Raw genomic sequence first — 20,085 nt, forward strand, 5'->3', positions numbered from 1 at the left:
CGTCAGGCCTTCGGCGCCGCGCCGGGCGGTCCGCCCAGCAACGCGCGCACGTCCGGGCGCAGGAAGATGTCCGCGCACCACCGGAAGTGGCCGTCCTGCCCCCGGGGGTCGTAGGCGTTGCTGGTGATCGCCCCGTAGGCGGCGCGGTACAGCGTCATGCGGTGCGCCGGATGGTCGAAGCGTTCGGCGATGGCGGCGTCGATGGAGGTCTCCACCTCACGCGCCTGCGGGCCGTACATGTCGAAGATGCTGGCCGTCACGGCGGCGTCGAACACCGGGTCACCGATCGTGGACAGGAACCCGAAATCGACGACCGCGGTCGGCCGCAGCGCGTCGTCCACGAGGACGTTGCCGGGGACCAGGTCGCCGTGCATCAGGCCGAGCCGTACGTCGGGCAGCGCCGCCACCAGCTCCAGCAGGCGCCGCGCCATGTCGTCGAACCCCGGTACGGCGACGCGGAGCTGGTCGCCGAACAGCTTGAGCCTGCGGGCGGTCAGCTCCGCGAGGGCGTCCGGCCAGCTCCCGCGTCCGGCCCAGAACGGCTCGGCCTCGTCGAGTACGGCGAGCCCGCGCAACGCGGGGGCGTCGGCGACGGAGGCGACCTGTTCCAGCACGTCGAGCATGCACCGCACCGCCACCGGCCATGTCTCCGGCCGCCGGGGTGCCAGGTCCGGCAGCGGAGTGCCGTGCAGCCGGTGTTCGATGGTGACGAACCGGCCGTCCTCGTGCAGCACCCGCTCGATCCGCGGCGTATCGAAGGTCAGGCCGGCCCGGGAGAGCTCGTCGTAGAAGAGTTTGAGCCGCTCCAGCTCCGTTCCTGTGCGGCTGCCCCACACCTTGGCCACCAGCTCGTCGTTCAGCGTGTAGACCGCACCCTCCATGCCGGCCGCGAGCGCGCGGGCGTCGGGGAATCCGTTTGCCGCGAAGTATCGGATCCACTTCTCGTCATGCTGCTGCACGTGCTCTCCACGACCTCTCTGGTCAGATCGTTCACCGGCTCGGCCGGAGCCGCTCGACGGGTATGGGATACAGCATCTCCTGGTCGGGCGGGTCCTCCCGGCCGGTGCAGATGGCCAGATAGAGTTCGCGGACGGCTGTGGTGACCGGCCCCGGCGCGGCGTTCGCGGGCAACCCGTCGATGCTGCCGATGGCGCGTATCTCGTCGAGGGTGCCGCAGACGAACGCCTCGTCGGCGAGGTGCAGCTCCGTGCGCGGCACCGACCTCTCCACCACCGGCACCCCCAGCCGGGAACGCAGCAGATCGATGACGACGCCGCGGGTGATGCCGTCGAGCACGCCGTCGGCCAGCGGCGGGGTGACGGCCGTGCCGCCGCGCAGCAGGAACACCGCGGCGCCGCCGGTCTCCGCGACGGTGTCGCCTGCGTTGAGCAGGATCGCCTCGTCGGCGCCCGCCAGGGCCGCCTCGATCCGGGGCAGACGGAACGCCTGGTAGGCGGCACCCACCTTGACCAGGGGCGAGACGGCGAGATCGGAGGTGCGGCGCCATGAACTGACGATGCACGACATCGGTGCCTCCGAACGGGCGTCGGTGGGGTACCCCGCGATGTAGCTCCCCAGCCTCACCTGGCCCGGCCGCCAGCCGTAGCGTCCCTCTTCGATGTAGAGCGTGGGCCGGAGATAGAGGTCGCCCTGGTGGTTCAGCGCCTGAATGAGCCGCGGCACGCCGTCCAGCAGTTCCTTGACGAGTGCGGCGCTCTCGTCGGCCGGGAACCGGATCAGCCGCGCCGACTGTTCCAGGCGGGCCAGGTGCCGTCGCAGGTACACCACCGCGTGCCGCCGGCGCCCGGGTTGCCAGTACGCCCGGAGTCCCTCGAAGACGTTGGTGCCGCGCGTCGCCACCTCGGAGGTGACGTGCACACGCGCGTCGTCCCACGCCGTCAGCCGGCCGTTCCACCAGATCAGCTCCGGGTCGCGCTCATACATGTCCGGCCTCCTGCGGCTTCGGCGGGTTCACGGTGCCACCGGCGGCCAGGGCCAGCAGGGCCGCCTCGGTCCGTTCGAGCATCCGGTGGCGGGAGAAGAGGTTCCGCACGTGGCGGCGGGCGGCGTCGCCCAGCCGCGCCCGCAGGTCGCCGTCGGCCACCAGGTCGAGCAGGGCGCCCCCCAGCGGTCCCGGTGCGCCCGGCGGCACCACCCGGGCGATGCCGGGAGCGGTGAGGATCTCCCGGATACCGACGATGTCCGTGGTGACGACGGCCCTGCCCGTGCTCATCGCCTCCAGCACCGACATGCCGAGCCCTTCCTCGTGGCTGGGCTGGGCGACGATGTCGGCCGCGGCCAGCACCTCGGGCATCTGGTCGAACGTCACCGTCTCGTCGATGGTCACCACCTCGCCCAGACGTGCCCGGGCGATCTCTTCGTACAGCCGCGCGGCGTAGTCGAGCGACGCGGAGCTGACGCTTCCCACGATGAGCAGCCGGGCTTGCGGGCGGGCGTCGTGGACGTCGGCGAAGGCACGGATCGTCTCCAGGATGCCCTTGCGCGGCTTGAGCCGTCCCGCGCACACGATCACGGTGTCCTGCGGCGTGTATCCGTAGCGCCGCCGCATCGGCCCCCCGTCGACTCCGGGATGGAACCGGCCGGTGTCGACGCCGTGGTAGACCAGCTTCACCGGGACGCCGCCTCCCCAGTGGGCGGCGCGTTCGCTGTAGAAGCGGGAACCCGCCAGCACCAGCGACGGCCGCAGCACGTCGTAGATCAGCCGCAACCGCCCGGCGCCCAGCGGCTCGTCCTGCGGGGAGTGCTCGTGGAAGGCCGCCACCCAGGGGATGTTCCGTTCCAGGGCGACGGTCTTCCCGAGGATGGACGCGTCCATGCTGTTGGTGAACACCAGGTCGGGGCGGAACCGGGTGACGCAGTCGAGGAGTTCCGGCATCAGCCCGTAGGCCATCTGCTCCCAGTAGATCTTGCTGGGGTCGGCGAGGATCTCCTGGTAGTGGTGCAGCCGCCGTACCTCGACCCCGGGAGGGTCTCCCGGACAGGCGTCGCCGGGCTGGTGGCCGCGGGGCACGTCGGTCACGATCAGGACGTCGTGGCCGCGGGAGGCCAGCCCGTCGGCCACGTCCCAGGCGTAGGTCTCGGCTCCGCCGATGACGGGATGGAAGCTGGAGGTGATGAACAGCACTCGCATTCTGGTCCCCGCTGTCGTTCTCGGCTCGTTCTCGGCCCGGAGTGTCGATTTCCCTTCCCGGGCCCGGCTCCGCGTCGGGGGCGTCACAGCGGCAGCCCGACGGCTGTGGAGCCGGTCTCGGAGAGGTCGAAGGGCAGTTCCGCCGCCTCCGCCGCCGCCATCGCGGCGCGCAGCCGCCGCTGGTCGCCGGGCCGGCAGCTCAGCAACAGGAATCCGCCGCCGCCGGCGCCGAGGAGCTTGCCGCCGTCGGCGCCCGACTCCAGGGCGAGGCGGTAGAGCTGTTCGGCACGCGGCACCGACACCGCGTCGCTCAGGCCCGCCTTGGCCCGCCAGTGCGCGTCGAGAAGCGGGCCGATGGAGTCGACCCGGTCCGCCCGCACCGCCGCGAGGAGGGTGTCCGCCAGGGCCCGTATGGTGTGCAGCCGATCCAGCACCTGCCGGTCCCGGTCCCTGGCCAGCCTGTCCTGCGCCGCCAGGGCGTGGCCGGCGTCCCGGCTCACTCCGGTGTGGAACAGCATGAGCCGGTCGGCGACATAGGCCCGCAGGCGGTCGCCGACCGGCAGCGGTGTGTGCTGGACGCCGCCGTCCTTCGCGAACCGCAGGACCCGGAGCCCGCCGAGAGCGGCCATGTAGTGGTCGTGCTTCCCGACGGGGCGCCCCAGATCGACCATCTCCACGGCGCTCGCCTCTTCCGCCAGCCGTACGGGGTCGGGGGGCTGGGCGTCTCGCGCCTGGCGCAGGGCGTGGAGCAGGGCGACCGTGAACGCCCCCGAGCCGCCGAGGCCCCCGCCGCTCGGCGCGTCGGAGAGCGACGCCACCTGCGTGTCTCCCCGTACCCCTGCCCTGCGCAGCACGGCCCTGGCGAACCGGTCGCGCAGCCGGTCGACCTCCTCGACGTCCTCGACGCCGTCGCACAGGGTGCGCAGGCGACCGCCGAACTCCCTGGGGTACGCCGTGACGCAGACGTAGCGGTCGATGGCCATGCTGACGACCAGCCCCCCGAAGCGATCGGCATAGCTCGGGAGGTCGGTGCCGCCCCCGGCGAGTGACACGCGCATCGGCGCCCTGACCAGCACCGCCTGCGGCCGTCGCTCACCCATCGCGCGAGGCGTTTCCGGCGGTTCTGTTCGCTGCCGCTCCGTTTCCCGCCGTGCCGGGTCCGGTCGTTCCGAGTCCGGTCGTTCCGAGCAGGCCGCCGTGGAGGACGGCTCCCGCGGGCACGACCGCCCCGGGCAGCACCACGCTGTCGCAGAGCCAGGCTCCGGCGCCGATCCTCGCCCCGGCGCCGACCACCGCCGGTCCGCCGAACTCCACTCCGGCGGCCAGTTCGGCGGTCGGGTGGACGAACACCGCGGGGCCGTCGGCGGACGCGGGAGAACGCAGGCCGGGCCGGCCGGTGGACAGCCGGGGGATCCTGCCGTTCACCGCGTCGAGGTTGGCGGCCACCAGGGAGGCCGGTGTGCCGATGTCGCGCCAGTATCCGGCGAGGTGGTGGCCGGTGACACGACGGCCCTCCGCCAGCAGGGCCGGGGCCAGGTCGCGGGCGTAGTCGACGCTCGGCGCCCCGGCCAGGAGCAGGTCGGCGATGACGGAGACCAGTGTCGGGGCCAGGCAGTAGGCGCCCGTGCTGATCCAGTGTTCCTCCTCGTCGGGAACGTCGGGTTTCTCGACGGCGGACAGGACGCGGCCGTCGTGATCGATCTCCAGGACGCCGTAACGCCGGGCTCGGCGGGCCCGGGTGACGCCGAAGGTCAGCTCGGCCCGCTGATCGCCGTGCGCCCGCACGAGCCCGTCGAGCGCGCCGCCCACCACGATGTCGCCGGAGACGACGAGTACGGCGTCATAGGCGGCCAGTTCCCCGGCGAAGACCGCGAGAGCCCCGGCGGGGCCGGTCAGCCGGGGCTCGACCCGGTGGCGCACCGGTACCCGGTGCCGGTGCGCCGTCAGGTAGGACGCGACCTGCTCCGCGTGGTGCGCGAGGTTGACGAAGAGCTCCTGCGCGCCCGCCGCCGCGAGCTGGTCCAGGAGGTCGCCGAGCAGCGGCCGGTCGAGCACCGGGAGCAACGGCTTGGGGATGTGGTCGGTGTACGGCGCGAGCCGGCTGCCCGTCCCGGCGGCGAGGACCACGCCCGCGAGTCTCACAGCCGGCCGTCCGGGCCGGGCTGCGCCTCGACGGGAACCCGCCGGTGCGTCGGGGTGGCCGCGTCGGGGCGGTACACATGGGGCACGCCTCCACGAATGGCCCTGACGACGATGTGGTTGACGGCGATGTGCAGATCCTCGACCAGCCCGTAGTCGCCGCCGCCGAGTTCCAGCCACACGTCGCAGTGGTCCACCAGGGGGCCGGCGTGCCCGACGAGCGCCAGCACCTCCATGTTCAGCGTCCTGGCCGTCTTGGCCGCCCGCACCAGGTTGGGCGAGGCGCCGCTGACGCTGAGCAGCATCAGCAGGTCCCCCGGGGAGGCGGACGCCTCGATCTGGTAGGAGAACACCTCCTCGTAGCTCATGTCGTTGGCCAGGGCGGTCAGTCGCGCCGTGTTGTCGGACAGACAGGAGACGCTGACGGGGCCTCCCGGCACACAGGTCGCGGCCGACGCCCAGTCACCCGCCATGTGCGAGGCCGCGGTCGCGCTGCCGCCGTTGCCGGCCAGGAAGATCGTTCGCCGGGCGGTCAGCGCGTCGACCACGGTGCCGACGAACCGGTCGAGCGCCGGCACGTCGACCCGGGTGATGGCGTGCGCCAGGTCGGCCAGGTAGGCGTCGGCCGTACTCACTTCGCCGTAGGGGGCCCCAGCCCAGGTAGCCGGCCCTTGCTGTGCTAAATCGCCTTGTCGCATCGCCTTGTCTCCTCGGGCTGCGTTCACCGTCCGCGCGCTGCTTCTCGTCAGCGGTGACGGGTTCCCGTCGTGGCGCGGGCCGGCCGATAGGCGATCGCGGCGTGCGGATTCGTCGCGAAGATCGTCGTTATCTCCTCGCCCGTCAGACCGATCTGCAGCATGTTCTGGCGCTGCTGCTCGTACCCCAGGGAGCCGGCGGCGACGGCGCCGTCGGAGCGCAGCCACAACTCGTTGTGCTCGGTGCGCTGGAGTTTCTCGTCGGCCATGACGCCGACTTCCGTGTGGTCGGTGAGGGCGATCAGGTTGCCGGCGCCCAGGTAGTCGACGGTCCGGCGGCAGATGTCGAGGTCGACGTGGTAGCCGTCGAAGTTCAGGCAGGGGATGAGGAGTCGCCTGCGTGCCGCCTCCAGCAGTGCGGCGGGGACGGGTCCGAGGACATCGCGGAGGTCGGCCGTCTCCCAGTCAGGCTCCAGCACGCGGCGTAGTTCCTGCTCGCGCCGCGTCCTCTCCTGCGGGGTACGCCAGGCGTGGGTGAATTTACGTGGCATGTCGTTATAAAGGTGGTCAGTCAGAATCAGGTAGGGCGACGACTCGTAGCGGCTGTGCAGGAAGTCGATGACGGAGTCGAGCCTTTCGGCGCTCCGCTCGGGATTGCCCCGGTGAAAGTGCCCGACAGCCAGCCTGAGCCCGTTGGCGTAGAAATCGAGGACGAGGTCGGAGAAGAGCAGACCGTCGCCGACCTCCTCGTCGAGCGCCACGGCATCGGGCGCCATGACCATGTAACGCAGCCCGAGGCGTCCCAGGCCGGACAACGTCTGCCATTCCGCGAGAGACGGGTACCACCTGCCCGACCTCGGGATTCCGCCCTGAGGGCCGAGAAGGGGGCCCTCCACGGCGAATCCGGCGATGTTGGGCAGGGCGCCCGCGCCGCTCAACTGGTGGAAGGCGTCCATCACCTCGCAGAACCTGGGCAGCGCCTCGCGCCGGAGATAGACGGTGGGCAGTATCTCCAGGTCTCTCTCCTGCGCGATCGCCTGGATCTTCTGGAGATCCTCCGGGAGGAGTTCGGAGAAGTCGTACTCGCCGATGCCGTGGAAGTGGTAGAGAAAAGCCTTCATCTTCCCTGCCTTCAGAGTGTAAATCCAGGGCCGAAACCGCCATGGGATGACCTGAAGCAATCGCACTGGCGCACCACTCGCGTCATGGACGCAATAGGCCGCTGGCTGGAGTGTTTTAGTGCGGTTCATCACACTCTATTGACGGGCTTGGCTCCGGCGGGAGTCATGCGGACGGTCTCTGGGGTGGGAAACCCGTTCATAGGGGGCCGGTCGCTTCCCGCATTACTGACGCGCCTGAGGAGGTTTGGACAGCCGTTATTTGATGTTTCGCCATGCTCGTCCATATGCGCGTCGGCGCGTCGAGCGTGTCCCGGACGACGGTTCCCCACCGTCGTCGATCAGACCGTGCGAGGCGATGGGCGTTGGGCCGGTGGATCACGGTGCGGCCGGTGCGCCCGTGGTAGGGGTCGGCGGACGAGGTCGTCCCGGTCGCCGCCCCGCCGTACATCCCGGACATGGCGCGCCCGGCACTCCGGCGGGGGACACTTCGCCGCCCGGGCAGCCGGGTGAGCCTGCCGATGTGGCAGGCTCATTCGTGGAATGTGCCCTTCTGGCAGACATGAGGAGGCGCGGGTGCCCGAACTCGTCGTCGGACCCATGCTCCGTTACGTCGACTCCTCGCGCGTGAGCGTCTGGGTGGAGACGGCCCGCCCCTGCCGGGTCACGGTGTCGGCGGGCGAGGCGCGTGCCGACTCGCCCACGTTCACCGTGCACGGGCACCACTACGCGATCGTCGACCTCGAAGGAACGGGCGAGGCCGGCGCCGCCGTGCCGTACACCGTGGAGCTGGACGGCGTGCGGGCGTGGCCGGAGGAGGGGGCGCGGCCCAGCGTGATCCGGCTGCTCCCGGAGGGCGGACCGGAGCGGGTGCTGTTCGGCTCGTGCCGCACCAGCGTCCCGCACGACGTGGTGCACACGCTGTCGCACGGCGTGGACGTGCTGCGGGAGTACGGCTGCCGCCTGCGCGAGACGCCGCACGCCGAGTGGCCCGACCTGCTGCTGTTCCTGGGCGACCAGGTCTACGCCGACGAGCCCTCGCGGGAGATGCTCGACTACATCGCCGCCCGCCGCGACGGGGCCGAACCCGCGCGGGAGATCGCCGACTTCGAGGAGTACGCCGAGCTCTACCGGCAGGCGTGGACGGAGCCCGAGATCCGCTGGCTGCTGTCCACGGTCCCGTCAGCGATGATCTTCGACGACCACGACCTGCGGGACGACTGGAACACCTCGGCCACCTGGCGCGAGGAGATGTCGCGGGTGCCGTGGTGGCACCGCAGAGTGGTGGCGGGGCTCGGCGCGTACTGGATCTACCAGCACCTGGGCAACCTCTCGCCGGCGGAACGGGCCGCCGAGCCGCTGCTGGAGGAGCTGCGGTCGGCCGGCGGCGACGGGGCCGGCCTGCTCGACGCGTTCGCCGCGCGCGCCGACGAGGACCCGAACGCCATGCGCTGGAGCTACGCCCGCGACTACGGCTCCACCCGGCTGATCATGCTCGACACCCGCTGCGCCAGGCGGCTCACCCCCGGCGACCGCCGCATGATCGACAGGCGGGAGTGGGACTGGCTCAAGGGACAGCTCGCCGGAGCCGCCGGGCACCTGGTCATCGGCTCCTCCATCCCGGTCCTGCTGCCGGCCGGCATCCATCACGTGGAGAGCTGGAACGAGGCGCTGTGCGACGGCGCGTGGGGCGGTGCGATGGCGAAATGGTCGGAGAAGCTGCGCCAGGGGATCGACCTGGAGCACTGGGCGGCCTTCCGCCGATCCTTCGAGGAGCTGTCCCGGCTGCTGTCGGGGGCGCCGGGGACGGTGATCCTGCTGTCCGGCGACGTGCACTACTCCTACCTGGCCAAGGCCAGGAATCTGCCGATCTTCCAGGTGGTGTGCTCGCCGATCCGCAACCCGCTCAGCCGTACGTTCCGCCTGCTCAACGTGGTCGCCTCGTTCGGCCTGGCCACGCTCCTCGGTACCGTGCTCGCCCGCTTGGCCGGGTTGCCCCGGACGCCGTTCCGCTGGCGGATCGCCCAGGGCCCGTGGTTTCAGAACTCGGTGGCCACCCTCACCCTCGGGCAGGTGGCCACTGTCGTCTGGCACGGCGCGACCGGCGTGGCCGGCGAGCACGAGGTGACGGACCTCAGGCGGGCACGGCTCGGCCGGCGAACTCCGTGAGAACGTCGGTGAGCTGGTCCACGGCCCACCCGAGATCCTCCTGGGAGACCACGATGGGCGGCGCGAACCGGATCGTGGAGCCGTGGGTGTCCTTGATGAGCACGCCGCGCCGCATCAGGGCCTCGCAGATCTCCCGGCCGGTCGCCAGGGACGGATCGATGTCGACCCCCGCCCACAGCCCGCGTCCGCGCACCGTCACGACCCCGTGGCCGATCAGCGCGCGCAGCCGCTCGTGCAACAGCGCGCCCAGCTCACGGGCACGGGCCTGATACTCGCCGGTGCTCAGCAGATCGATGACGGCGATGCCGACCGCGCAGGCCAGCGGATTGCCGCCGAAGGTCGAGCCGTGCTGCCCCGGCTTGAGCACGCCCAGCACGCCGGCGTCGGCCGCCACCGCCGAGACGGGCACCACCCCGCCGCCCAGCGCCTTCCCCAGGACGTACATGTCGGGCACCACGCCCTCGTGGTCGCAGGCGAACGTCTCACCGGTACGGCCCAGCCCCGACTGCACCTCGTCGGCGATGAACAGCACGTTGTTCTCCGTGCAGATCTCCCTGATCTGGCCCAGATATCCGTCGGGCGGGACCAGCACGCCCGCCTCGCCCTGGATCGGCTCGATCAGCACGGCGACGGTGGTGTCGTCGATCGCCTCCCTGACCGCGTCGGCCGAGCCGTACTTCACGATCCGGAAGCCGGGCGCGTAGGGGCCGAAGCCGTCGCGGGCGGCCGGGTCGGTGGAGAAGCCCACGATGGTCGTGGTGCGGCCGTGGAAGTTGTCCTCGGCGACGATGATCGTGGCCTGCCCGTCGGGCACGCCCTTGACCTCGTAGCCCCACTTGCGGGCCACCTTGATCGCGGTCTCGACGGCCTCGGCACCGGTGTTCATCGGCAGGACCATGTCCTTGCCGGTGAGGTCGCCGAGTCCGGCGCAGAAGTCCGCGAACTGGTCGTGGAAGAAGGCGCGGCTGGTCAGGGTCAGCCGGTCGAGCTGATCGCGGGCCGCCTGGAGGATCTTCGGGTTGCCGTGGCCGAAGTTCAGCGAGGAGTAGCCCGCCAGGCAGTCGAGGTACCGCTTGCCCTCGACGTCGGTGAGCCAGGCCCCGGTGGCCTCGTGGATCACCACGGGCAGCGGGTGGTAGTTGTGCGCGCTTCTGCGCTCGCTCAGCTCGATGAGCTCGCTCGACTTGCTCATGTCCGGATCTCCAGGGTGCAGCACTTGGGGCCGCCGCCGGCCTTGCGCAGTTCGGACATCTCCACCGGGATCACGTTGAACCCCCGGCGCTTGACGTCGAGCTGCAGGTCAGCGGCCTCACTATTGATAATCACATTCTTTCCGTCACTGACGGCGTTGAGTCCCAGGAATTCCGCGTCGCCCGGGGAGGCGATCACCGCGTCGGGGAACAGGCGCCGCAGCACCTCCCTGCTCCCCGTGGAGAACGCCTCCGGAAGGTAGGCGATGTTCCGCCCGTCCAGCGGGAACAACGCGGTGTCCAGGTGGTAGTAGCGCGGGTCGACGAGCTGGAGGGTGATCACGGGCCGCCCGAGGAACTCCTGCGCCTCCCGGTGCGCGGCCGGGTCGGTGCGGAAGCCGGTGCCCGCGAGCACCAGGTCGTCGAGGGTGAGGAAGTCGCCCTCGCCCTCGTTGGTGAACGCGGCCTCGACGACCCGGTGGAAGCCGTGTTCGGCGAACCACCGCAGGTAGGCGGCGCCCTCCGGGGCTCGCTCCGGGTGGGTGAAGCGGGCGCCGTAGACGTTGCCGTCCACGACCAGTGCGCCGTTCGCCGCGAACACCATGTCGGGCAGCCCGTCGACCGGGTCGATGAGGCTGACGGTGTGCCCGAGCTCCTCGTAGGCGGCCTTGAGCCGCTCCCACTGGCTGACGGCGAGGTCCCGGTCGGCGCCGGCCTCCGGATCCATCCAGGGGTTGATCGCGTACTTCACCGCGAAGTAGTCGGGCCGACACATTAAGTAGTGCCTGGTCTGCGGCATGGGTCGCTCCGTTGCGAAGTGCTGATCGGGGATTCGAGACTCAGCTTAAGAACCGCGTTTGCGCAGGCCAAGTGGGCGATATTGCGTCATGGCGCGGATCGGTTGCGTTGTTCAGCCGATCTGCGGCGATCCGTTGACGAGACGCGTGAGAACGACCGCGCTCTTGGTCCTGACCACGAACGGCTCGGCGGCTATGCGCTCGATGAGCTGCTCGACATGGCGCATGTCGGTGGCCCTGATGTGCAACAACGCGTCCGCCTCTCCGGTGACCGTGCAGGCCGAGATCACCTCCGGATGCCGGGCCACGGCGACTCCGATCTCCGCGGGGGAGGTCTTTCCCCTGCAGAACAGCTCGACGTACGCCTCGGTGGTCCAGCCGAGGGCACGAGGCTCGATTCTGGCTGTGAATCCGGTGATCGCACCCGTCTCCCTCAGCCGGTCTACCCGGCGCTTGACCGCCGAGGCGGACAGACCCACCTGATGCCCGATGTCGGCGTAGGTGGCACGCGCGTCGTCGACGAGCGCCCCGATGATGGCTCTGTCGAGCCCGTCCAAGTCCACAGTGCCTGTCATAGCCGAAAAGGGGGCCGCGTGGAAACGCGACCCCCTTGCCCGGACCGACCGTCAGGCGCGCTCGGTCTCCCCGGTGGCCTGTTCCTGCGCCTCCTCGGGCGACTGTTCGAGGTCGTCGGACTCCTGGCCGCGCGCGGACTCCTTGTCCAGGCGCACCCAGCTCGTCACGCTCTCGATGGCGAACAGCACGCCGAGGTACAGCGTGAGGGCGCCGATGACCCAGGGGGCCCAGCCGAGCGCGGCGCCCGCGCCGATCAGCAGCAGGCGCACCTCCCAGCCGAGGCCCGCCATGAACACCCAGGAGGGCGGCCAGATGCGCTGTCTGGTCCGGTAGACCGTGTCGTAGGTGTGATAGCCCACCACGTAGAGCAGCACGAACAGCAGCCATCTGGGCGCGTCGGCGGCGATGCCGACGAGCAGGATCACCAGGAACTCGGTGCCCCTGATGAGCGGCGGCATCAGCCAGTCGAACCTGCCCAGGTGGTCGCGCGCCGCGGTCGGCACCACCAGGACCACCATGACCAGCACGGGGACCAGCAGGACGGGACCCGGCTCCAGCACGCCCGCGACACCCAGCGCGGCGATCACCACCAGCGCGACGAGCGCGGCGGGCACCGGCGGGAGCCCCCGGCCCAGCACCCCGCGCAGCGCCGCGACCAGCGGCCCGTCGTCGCGGTACGCGAGCAGTCTCGCGGTCTGGATTCGGCGCCGCTCCTCGTCGGGATCGGGCGCGGGCAGTGCGTCGGTCTGCGGCTGGGTGATCATGCGAGAGACCTCATCAGACGTCCGGTGAGCGTGTAGGCGAAGGCGACGGAACCCCAGATGATGAGCGTGAGGAAGGTGACCCGCGGCTCGAAGAAGGCCGCCGTGATCGCGATCGCGCCGAACCGCTCGCCGATGGGGAACACGATCATCTTGCGCGCCCAGTGGACCGGGCGGTACTTGCCGGCCTTGGTCCACATCTTGAGCAGGCCGCGCACCCCGGTGGACCGGGCGGCCTTGCGCTCTTCGAGCGCGCTGCGCAGCTCGGTGTCCGGGCTGACGGTCAGGGCCAGCGAGGGCAACGGCACGGGTTTCTTGTTGCGCCGGTTGGCCGCGCCGAAGGAGAAGTCGAGCAGGTGCTTGATCGACTGCAGGCTCAGCGCGATGAGCGCCAGGGTCCACACGTCGTCCTGCCCGGCCACGGCGGCGCCGATCGCCAGACCGGCGAAGACGACGTACTCCTTGAACCGGTCGAAGGTGGCGTCCAGCCACGCGCCCAGCACGCCGAACTTGCGGGCGTACCTCGCCACCTGGCCGTCGACGCAGTCGAAGACGAAGGCGAAGTAGATGAGCACCGCGCCGGAAACGGCCCCGGTCCTGGTGCCCGTGGCGAAGCAGGCCGCGGCCGCCACGCCCAGGAAGATCGAGATCAGTGTGACCTGGTTGGGCGACAGCCCTCGGCGGGCCGCCCAGCGGGCGATGTAACGCGAGTAGGTGCTGACGAAGTAGGTGGTGAAGAAGCCGTCGGCCCCCTTGACCGCGTTGTTCAGCTTGGCCCGGTCCTCGTTGTACTCCGCCATCGCGGCCTGGGCCTCGTCGGCGATCTCCTGGGAGGGGACGCGGGCGTAGAACAGGTCACGCCGGCCGCGGATGCCGACCGAGACGCCGCGCCGTACGAGGCACAGCACGAGGAGCTGGAGCAGGTCGTCGTCCTCGCCGAGCAGATGGGCCATGTCGGCCAGCTCGCGGGCGGCCTCGGCCAGCGTGGGGGCGTGCTTGTGGTGCAGGTGGAGCGGTCCCAGCAGGATCGCGTTGGGGCGGGTCACCGCGTGGTAGGCGGAGCCGACCGAGATGACCCGCGACTTGCCGATCCTGGTGCGGACCGGCAGTCCCTCGTGGACGTGGTCGCCGATCTCGGGCTCGGCCTCGTCGATGGGGACGTAGTCTTCGGCGTCGATCACCACCCGTTCGCCGTTCTCATCCACCGGCTTGGGTTCCTTGGCGGTCAGCGCAAGGGCGCCGCGCTTGGATTTGGTGAGCTGGTAGATCAGCTCGTCGTGGATCAGTGAGTCGGCGGGCAGGATGAAGAGGTTCTCCGTGGCGTGCTCGACCGCGTCGGCCAGCGCCCGCAGGTCGCCGGCCAGGTCGGACGTCTCGATGAGCGAACCGGGATAACCCCGGTAGTCGGCCGCGTACTCGGCGCGGGCGATGGTGACGGGCTGGGGATCCAGCGAGGCGATCTGGCCGTGCAGGCGGCCGGTGACCGTCGGGGAACCCGGCAGAGCCGCCAGAAGCGGCCGGCCGGCGGAGGGATTCGGGCTGGGGGATGAGCCCAGCAGGACCACGCGGGTCATGACACCCTTTCAGGCAGCGTGCAGGGTCGGTAAACCGTGGCGTGGGTGAGTTCGCCAAGGGGCAAAGTCTAGTGACCCTATGGTCAAGTAAGTCCACTTGAGGTTTACCCGTGATTCATCCGCTACCCGCACTCCTAGACTGAGCAGGTGAGTCTTTACCGTGACGAAGGCGTCGTGCTGCGCACGCAGAAGCTGGGCGAGGCCGATCGCATCGTCACGATCCTCACCAAACGCACCGGAAAAGTGCGCGCGGTGGCCAAGGGCGTGCGCCGCACCACGTCGCGGTTCGGCGCCCGGCTCGAACCCTTCACCCACGTCGACCTGCAGCTCCACGTGGGCCGGTCGCTCGACGTGGTCACCCAGGCCGAGACCCTGCGGCCGTACGGCGAGGCGCTCATCGCCGACTATCCCCGCTACACCTCGGGCAGCGCGATGCTGGAGACCGCCGACCGGCTGACCGTGGGGGAGAAGGAGCCGGCGCTACGGCAGTTCCTGCTGCTGATCGGCGGGCTGCGCACCCTGGTGGAGGGAAATCACGAGGCCCGGTTGGTCCTCGACGCCTACTTCCTGCGTTCGCTGGCCGTCGCGGGATACGCGCCCGCGCTGGAGTCGTGCGCCCGCTGCTCGGCCCAGTCCGTGCGGGCCTTCGCCATCGTGGCCGGCGGCGTGGTGTGCGGCGCGTGCCGGCCCGCCGGAGCCGCCGTCCCCGCCGCGGAGACGCTCGCGCTGATGGTCGCCCTGCTGCGCGGCGACTGGCCGTCCGCCGACGCCTCCGAATCCCGGCACCGCACCGAGTGCAGCGGGCTGGTCGCCGCATACCTGCAATGGCACATCGAGCACGGCATACGCTCTCTTCGGCACGTCGAGCGAGTCTGACCTTCGAAGGAGCACCAGGGTGAACGTCCGTCCTCCCACTCCCCACCCGTCGGGGGCGACCCCGCCACCGATCCCGCGTGACCTGGTGCCCAGGCACGTGGCGATCGTGATGGACGGCAACGGACGGTGGGCCAAGGCCCGCAACCTGCCGCGCACGGAGGGCCACAAGGCGGGAGAGGCGTCCCTGTTCGACGTGATCGAGGGGGCGGTCGAGCTCGGCGTCCCCTACCTCTCGGCCTACGCCTTCTCCACGGAGAACTGGAAGCGGTCCCCCGACGAGGTGCGCTTCCTGATGGGCTTCAACCGCGATGTGATCCGCCGCCGCCGCGACGAGCTCCACGCGCTGGGCGTACGGGTGCGCTGGGCGGGACGGCCGGGGCGGCTGTGGAAGAGCGTGATCAAGGAGCTGCAGGACGCCGAGGAGATGACCCGCGACAACCGGGTCCTGACCCTGCAGTTCTGCGTCAACTACGGCGGCCGCGCGGAGATCATCGACGCCGCGGCCCGCTTGGCGCAGGACATCGCGGCCGGCCGGGTCCGCCCCGACAAGATCAGCGAGAAGATCTTCCACCGCTACCTCGACGAGCCCGAGATCCCCGACGTCGACCTTTTCGTCCGGTCCTCGGGGGAGCAGCGCTTCTCCAACTTCCTGCTGTGGCAGTCGGCCTACGCGGAGATGGTCTTCCTCAACCAGCTGTGGCCGGACTTCGACCGCCGCGACCTGTGGGAGGCGTGTGAGATCTACGCCAAGCGCGACCGCAGGTACGGCGGGGCCCTGCCCAACCAGGTGGGCTGAGCGCCCTCAGGCGCGGCGTCTGGCCCGGTAGGCGGCCACGTGCATGCGGTTCCCGCAGGTACGGCTGTCGCAGTAGACGCGGGAGCGGTTGCGCGACTCGTCGACGAACACGTGGTCGCAGTCGGGCGCCGAGCAGGTGCGCAGCCGCTCCCACTCACCCTCCACGAGGAGGTGGGCGAGCGCGATCCCGCAGTCGGCCGCCAGGTGCTCGGCGATCGAGGAGCCCGGCGCGAAGTAGTGCACGTGCAGCGGATGACCGTCGTGCTCGGCCAGCCGGGGGGTCATCCTGGTCTCGCTGAGCAGCGTGTTCAGGCGGATGACCGCGGTGGCCTGGTCGGGCGCGGTGAAGACGTGGAAGAAGGCCTCGCGCAGCGTGCGGACCTGCGCCACGTCCTCGGCCGCCAGCGCCTCGATGCCGCTCACCTGTCTCCGCTCGACCAACTCCTGGAGTTGACCGGTGTCGGCCAGCGCTTCGTCCCCGCCGGTCGAGGGGGAAGTGTTGATCAGATCCACCACCGTGGCGAGCGAGTGCACCATGTCATGGCCGAATGGCATGTCGACTCCTGTCGGGGCCCTGTTCTGGCGTGTCGTGAAGCGTACAACTCCCCCGTGGCCCACGGGACCACCCACGTGGGCCCGGACCTCGTGACCGGCTCAGCCCGCCTTGATCGCGGCCGCACACGACGCGCATGTGCCGAAGACCTCCACGGTGTGGGTGATGTCGCTGAAACCGTGCTCCCCGCCCACCGTCTCGGCCCAGCGCTCGACGGCGGGGCCCGCCACCTCGACCGTACGGCCGCACCGGCGGCACACCAGGTGGTGGTGATGGTCTCCGCTCGCGCAGGCCCGGTAGACGGCCTCGCCGTCGTCGGTGCGCAGCACGTCTACCTGGCCGGTGTCGGCGAGCGCCTGCAGCGCGCGGTAGACCGTGGTGAGCCCGATCTTGGCGCCGTCGGCCCGCATCTCGGCATAGACGTCCTGCGCGCTGCGGAAACCCTCGCTCTGGCGAAGGATGTCGTGCACGGCATCTCGGCGGTTGCTCATCGAGTCGACTCCCGGGTTCGGCTTCGGCGTACGAATGTACCGACACCGAGGGCCAGGGCGAACCCCGCGAGCGCGAGAAGCACGATCGCCGCGCCGGGCGCCACGTTCACGTAGAACGTGTAGCTCAGCCCGCCGACCGTCGCCACCACGCCGAAGGCCATCGCCAGCGCGAGCGTCGTACGGAAGCCGCGGGTGAGCTGCTGGCTGGCCGCCACCGGCACGACCATGAGCGCGCTGACGAGCAGCAACCCCACGACGCGCATCGCCACGACCACGGTCAGCGCCGCCGTGACCGCGATGAGCAGGCTCAGGAACCGCACGGGCAGGCCGCTCGCCTTGGCGACCTCCTCGTCCTGGCAGAGCACGAACAGCTCCCGGCCGAAGATCGCGACGACGGCGAGCACCCCCGCGCTCAGCGCGCCGATGATCCAGAGGTCCTGCGTGGTGACGCTGCTGATCGAGCCGAACAGGTAGGACATCAGCGTCGCGTTGCTGCCGTTGTCGGACAGCCCGATGAGCAGCACGCCACCGGCGATGCCGCCGTAGAAGAGCAGGGCGAGGGCCACGTCGCCACCCGTCCTGCCGCGTTCGCGTACCAGCTCGATGGCGACGGCCCCGAGTATCGCGACCACCACGGCGGTGAGCACGGGGGCGGTGCCGGTGAGGAAGCCGAGCGCCACGCCGGTGAGCGCCACGTGCCCGATCCCGTCGCCGAGCAGGGCCAGGCGGCGCTGGACGATGAAGGTGCCGACGGCGGGCGCGGCCAGGCCGACGAGCAGCGCGGCGATCAGCGCCCGCTGCATGATGGGGAACTGCAGGAGCTCAAGCACCGGGCACCTCCTTGCTCGCCGGCGGGCCTGGTTCCCAGGTCAGGGGACCGCACTCGGGTGACACCGCGTGCGGGTGCACGTGTTCGTGGCCGGGCAGCGCGTGCACGCCGACCGGCTGGGGCGGGACGCCGTCGTGCACGACCCGGCCGTCTCGCAGCACGATCGCCCGGGTCACCAGGGGCTCCATCGGGCCCAGCTCGTGCGCGACCAGGAGCACGGTCCGGCCTTCGCGCACCAGCGTGGCCAGCGTCTCGGCGAGATGGAGCTGGCTGGCGGAGTCGACCCCCGCGGTGGGCTCGTCCATCACGAAGGTGTCCGGCTCGCCGGCGAGCGCGCGGGCGATCAGCACCCGCTGCTGCTGGCCGCCGGAGAGCGCGTGCACCGGGTCGCCCGCCCGGTCGGCGAGGCCGACGGTCACCAGCGCCCTGGCCACCGCCTCGCGGTCGGCCGCGCTGGTCGGGCGCAGGCGGCGCTGGCGGGCGATCCGGCCGGACGCGACGACCTCGCGGATCGTCGACGGCACCCCGCCGCCGACCGACAGCCGCTGCGGCACGTAGCCGATCCGCCGCCAGTCGCGGAACTTCGCGGGCGGCACGCCGTACAGCTCGGTTCTGCCGCCGGACAGGGGGATCAGGCCGAGCATCGCGCGGACCAGGGTGGACTTGCCGGAGCCGTTGGTGCCGAGGACGGCCACGACCTCTCCGGACCCGATGGAGAGGTCGACGCCGCGCAGGACCGGACGACCCTCCAGGCTGACCTGGCCGCCGGTCATGGCGAACACCGTCTGCTGACTCATACGTGCTTTCCGTTCCTGTCCGTCCGCCGGAACGCCGAACGGCGGCGCAGGGAGTCCCTGGCCGCCGGAGGAGTGGAGTGTTCGGCTCACGTGCATCCCAAAGCGGTGCGGAGAGTGGAGAGGTTCTGGCGCATGGCCGACACGTAGTCGCCGGCCGAGGGCTTGCTCTCAAGCGGGTTGAGAACGGCCGTCTTGGCGCCCACCTCACTGGCGAGGACCTCGGCGACCTTGGGGCTGACGAGGGTCTCGGTGAAAATGGTAGTCACCTTCTCCTGCCGGGCCACCTTGGCCACCTCGGCGAGGCGCGCGGGAGAGGGCTCGCCGTCGGGGTTGATGCCGCTGATGCCGACCTGCTCCAGGCCGTATCGGCCGGCCAGGTAGCCGAACGCCGCGTGGCTGGTGACCAGCGCGCGGCCGGTGCAGTCGCGCAGGCCCTTCTTCAGCTCGGCGTCGAGCGCGGTCAGCTCGGCCGCGGTGGCCGCGGCGCGGTCCCGGTACGCCTTGGCGTGGGCGGGGTCGGCGGCGGCGAGCCGCTCGCCGAGCTTGGTGGCCACGGTGGCGAAGCGGCTGGGGTCGAGCCACAGGTGCGGGTCGTAACTCACCTCGTGCGCGTGCTCCTCCGCCGCCGGCTCGGCGGCCTCGGCCGCCTCCTCGTGCTCGTGCGCCTCGGTCGCGGGCAGCGTCTGTACGGCGGCGGCCGCGTCGAAGCCCTTGTCGGGGGCGTTGTGCTCCACGGCCTCGTCCAGGGACGGCTGCACGCCCTTGATGTAGACCGTCAGGGCGGCGTCGGTCAGGGTCACGACCTGCCGGGGAGTGAGCTCCAGGTCGTGCGGCTCCACGCCGGGCTTGGTCAGCCCGGTGATCGCGACGTCTCCGCCGCCCACCCGCTCCGTGATCCATTGCAACGGATAGAAGGCGGCCATCACCTGCGGCTTCGCCGCGTCCTCACCCGCCCCCCTGGCCTGGTCCGCGCCGCATGCGGCGGTGGCGGTGAGAAGGGCGGCGGCTCCGGCGACGAGACCGGCGGTACGCGTACGAAGACGGGCGAAGTCAGACATCACCCCCCAAGTATGACCCAAAATGAAAACGGTTGTCAAAATCAGCCTAGAAGGCCCCGAATCGATCGGCCGCCAGCAGGAACAGGAACGTGCTCAGCACGACCCGGAGCACCCTCCCCTTGAACCCGAGCGACGGCCACGACATGTAGGCCAGCCAGACCACGAACGCCAGCACGGGCAGCACCGCGAGCCCGCCCCGCCAGTCGGGCAGCACGAAGCCCGCGAGCATCAGCAGGACCATGGCGACCGGCAGGATCCAGCGGGGCAACTGGAACATGAACACCAGCGGCGCCGCGCTGCGCCGCTCCAGCGCCTTGCGCAGCCCGGTGGCCCCGGGCGTCAGGAACTGTTCTCCCGGCGGCAACGGCCGTCGCGCCCTGCCCTGCCCCACGGTGCGCTGGACGGGGCGCTTGGCCGGCTGCCTGGCGAGCGGGTGGGACGGCACGTGCCGCGCCCCCGAGTCTGGGTCACGCTGTTCTGCCACAAGGCCGAGCCTAACGCCGGGTCGCGGGCGG

The 20,085-nt window shown here is 70.9% G+C and carries 21 protein-coding genes; 3 read left to right on the forward strand and 18 right to left on the reverse strand.

Annotated features, from left to right (window positions below; genetic code table 11):
• Nucleotides 1–2: 2 nt before the first annotated feature.
• The 7 genes from MBA17_RS01685 to MBA17_RS01715 all read right to left on the reverse strand — a co-directional run bounded on the left by MBA17_RS01685 (nt 3) and on the right by MBA17_RS01715 (nt 7,106).
• Nucleotides 3–959 carry a phosphotransferase gene (locus MBA17_RS01685; RefSeq protein ID WP_238494408.1) on the reverse strand — a complete coding sequence of 319 codons (957 nt, stop codon included), beginning with the start codon at nt 957–959 and terminating at the stop codon, nt 3–5.
• A 31-nt stretch (nt 960–990) separates the two neighbouring features.
• Nucleotides 991–1,944: an aminotransferase class IV gene (locus MBA17_RS01690; RefSeq protein ID WP_238494409.1), complete on the reverse strand. Its 954-nt coding sequence runs from the start codon at nt 1,942–1,944 to the stop codon at nt 991–993.
• Nucleotides 1,937–3,151 (reverse strand): glycosyltransferase family 4 protein, encoded by a 1,215-nt coding sequence (locus tag MBA17_RS01695; RefSeq protein WP_238494410.1) that lies wholly within the window; start codon nt 3,149–3,151, stop codon nt 1,937–1,939. Before MBA17_RS01695 ends, MBA17_RS01690 begins: the two co-directional genes overlap by 8 nt.
• Nucleotides 3,152–3,234: 83 nt before the next feature.
• Nucleotides 3,235–4,251: a GHMP family kinase ATP-binding protein gene (locus tag MBA17_RS01700; protein WP_238494411.1), complete on the reverse strand. Its 1,017-nt coding sequence runs from the start codon at nt 4,249–4,251 to the stop codon at nt 3,235–3,237.
• Nucleotides 4,244–5,278 carry a nucleotidyltransferase family protein gene (locus MBA17_RS01705; RefSeq protein WP_238494412.1) on the reverse strand — a complete coding sequence of 345 codons (1,035 nt, stop codon included), beginning with the start codon at nt 5,276–5,278 and terminating at the stop codon, nt 4,244–4,246. The genes MBA17_RS01700 and MBA17_RS01705 overlap by 8 nt, the downstream gene beginning before the upstream one ends.
• 11 nt (nt 5,279–5,289) lie before the next feature.
• Nucleotides 5,290–5,925 (reverse strand): D-sedoheptulose-7-phosphate isomerase, encoded by a 636-nt coding sequence (locus MBA17_RS50185; protein ID WP_238494413.1) that lies wholly within the window; start codon nt 5,923–5,925, stop codon nt 5,290–5,292.
• 110 nt (nt 5,926–6,035) lie between these two features.
• Nucleotides 6,036–7,106 (reverse strand): amidohydrolase family protein, encoded by a 1,071-nt coding sequence (locus MBA17_RS01715; protein WP_238494414.1) that lies wholly within the window; start codon nt 7,104–7,106, stop codon nt 6,036–6,038.
• 573 nt (nt 7,107–7,679) lie between these two features.
• On the opposite strand from MBA17_RS01715, the gene MBA17_RS01720 reads away from it, so the two are divergent.
• A complete protein-coding gene (locus tag MBA17_RS01720; RefSeq protein WP_238494415.1) occupies nt 7,680–9,272 on the forward strand; it encodes an alkaline phosphatase D family protein in 1,593 nt (530 codons plus the stop codon).
• Here the strand turns inward: MBA17_RS01720 and rocD are convergent.
• The 5 genes from rocD to MBA17_RS49120 form a co-directional block, all read right to left on the reverse strand.
• Nucleotides 9,238–10,464, reverse strand: coding sequence for an ornithine--oxo-acid transaminase (rocD, locus tag MBA17_RS01725; RefSeq protein WP_238494416.1), 1,227 nt, complete (start codon nt 10,462–10,464; stop codon nt 9,238–9,240). The genes MBA17_RS01720 and rocD overlap by 35 nt on opposite strands.
• Complete coding sequence (gene ddaH / locus MBA17_RS01730; protein ID WP_238494417.1) at nt 10,461–11,261, reverse strand: dimethylargininase; 801 nt, start codon at nt 11,259–11,261, stop codon at nt 10,461–10,463. The genes rocD and ddaH overlap by 4 nt, the downstream gene beginning before the upstream one ends.
• Before the next feature lie 111 nt (nt 11,262–11,372).
• The gene (locus MBA17_RS01735; RefSeq protein WP_238495018.1) at nt 11,373–11,822 is read right to left on the reverse strand and encodes an Lrp/AsnC family transcriptional regulator; all 450 of its coding nucleotides are present in this window, start codon (nt 11,820–11,822) and stop codon (nt 11,373–11,375) included.
• A gap of 63 nt (nt 11,823–11,885) precedes the next feature.
• Nucleotides 11,886–12,599, reverse strand: coding sequence for a DUF5941 domain-containing protein (locus tag MBA17_RS49115; RefSeq protein ID WP_274384771.1), 714 nt, complete (start codon nt 12,597–12,599; stop codon nt 11,886–11,888).
• Nucleotides 12,596–14,170 carry a CDP-alcohol phosphatidyltransferase family protein gene (locus tag MBA17_RS49120; RefSeq protein WP_274384772.1) on the reverse strand — a complete coding sequence of 525 codons (1,575 nt, stop codon included), beginning with the start codon at nt 14,168–14,170 and terminating at the stop codon, nt 12,596–12,598. Before MBA17_RS49120 ends, MBA17_RS49115 begins: the two co-directional genes overlap by 4 nt.
• Nucleotides 14,171–14,317: 147 nt before the next feature.
• On the opposite strand from MBA17_RS49120, the gene recO reads away from it, so the two are divergent.
• A complete protein-coding gene (recO, locus tag MBA17_RS01745; protein ID WP_238494418.1) occupies nt 14,318–15,046 on the forward strand; it encodes a DNA repair protein RecO in 729 nt (242 codons plus the stop codon).
• A 19-nt stretch (nt 15,047–15,065) separates the two neighbouring features.
• A complete protein-coding gene (locus MBA17_RS01750) occupies nt 15,066–15,842 on the forward strand; it encodes an isoprenyl transferase (protein ID WP_238494419.1) in 777 nt (258 codons plus the stop codon).
• 6 nt (nt 15,843–15,848) lie between these two features.
• Here the strand turns inward: MBA17_RS01750 and MBA17_RS01755 are convergent, their stop codons facing one another.
• The 6 genes from MBA17_RS01755 to MBA17_RS01780 form a co-directional block, all read right to left on the reverse strand.
• Entirely contained in the window at nt 15,849–16,397 is a 549-nt protein-coding gene (locus MBA17_RS01755) for a CGNR zinc finger domain-containing protein (protein ID WP_238494420.1), read from the reverse strand.
• A 99-nt stretch (nt 16,398–16,496) separates the two neighbouring features.
• Nucleotides 16,497–16,886, reverse strand: a complete 390-nt coding sequence (locus tag MBA17_RS01760) for a Fur family transcriptional regulator (RefSeq protein WP_238494421.1) — start codon at nt 16,884–16,886, stop codon at nt 16,497–16,499.
• Nucleotides 16,883–17,716: a metal ABC transporter permease gene (locus MBA17_RS01765; RefSeq protein WP_238494422.1), complete on the reverse strand. Its 834-nt coding sequence runs from the start codon at nt 17,714–17,716 to the stop codon at nt 16,883–16,885. The genes MBA17_RS01760 and MBA17_RS01765 overlap by 4 nt, the downstream gene beginning before the upstream one ends.
• Nucleotides 17,709–18,512 carry a metal ABC transporter ATP-binding protein gene (locus tag MBA17_RS01770; RefSeq protein WP_238494423.1) on the reverse strand — a complete coding sequence of 268 codons (804 nt, stop codon included), beginning with the start codon at nt 18,510–18,512 and terminating at the stop codon, nt 17,709–17,711. Before MBA17_RS01770 ends, MBA17_RS01765 begins: the two co-directional genes overlap by 8 nt.
• A gap of 86 nt (nt 18,513–18,598) precedes the next feature.
• Nucleotides 18,599–19,570 (reverse strand): metal ABC transporter substrate-binding protein, encoded by a 972-nt coding sequence (locus MBA17_RS01775; RefSeq protein ID WP_238495019.1) that lies wholly within the window; start codon nt 19,568–19,570, stop codon nt 18,599–18,601.
• A gap of 46 nt (nt 19,571–19,616) precedes the next feature.
• The gene (locus tag MBA17_RS01780) at nt 19,617–20,054 is read right to left on the reverse strand and encodes a DUF6703 family protein (RefSeq protein ID WP_238494424.1); all 438 of its coding nucleotides are present in this window, start codon (nt 20,052–20,054) and stop codon (nt 19,617–19,619) included.
• Nucleotides 20,055–20,085: the final 31 nt, after the last annotated feature.

The organism is Dolomitihabitans soli, from assembly GCF_022213955.1.
Lineage (GTDB): Bacteria > Actinomycetota > Actinomycetes > Streptosporangiales > Streptosporangiaceae > Streptosporangium_A > Streptosporangium_A soli.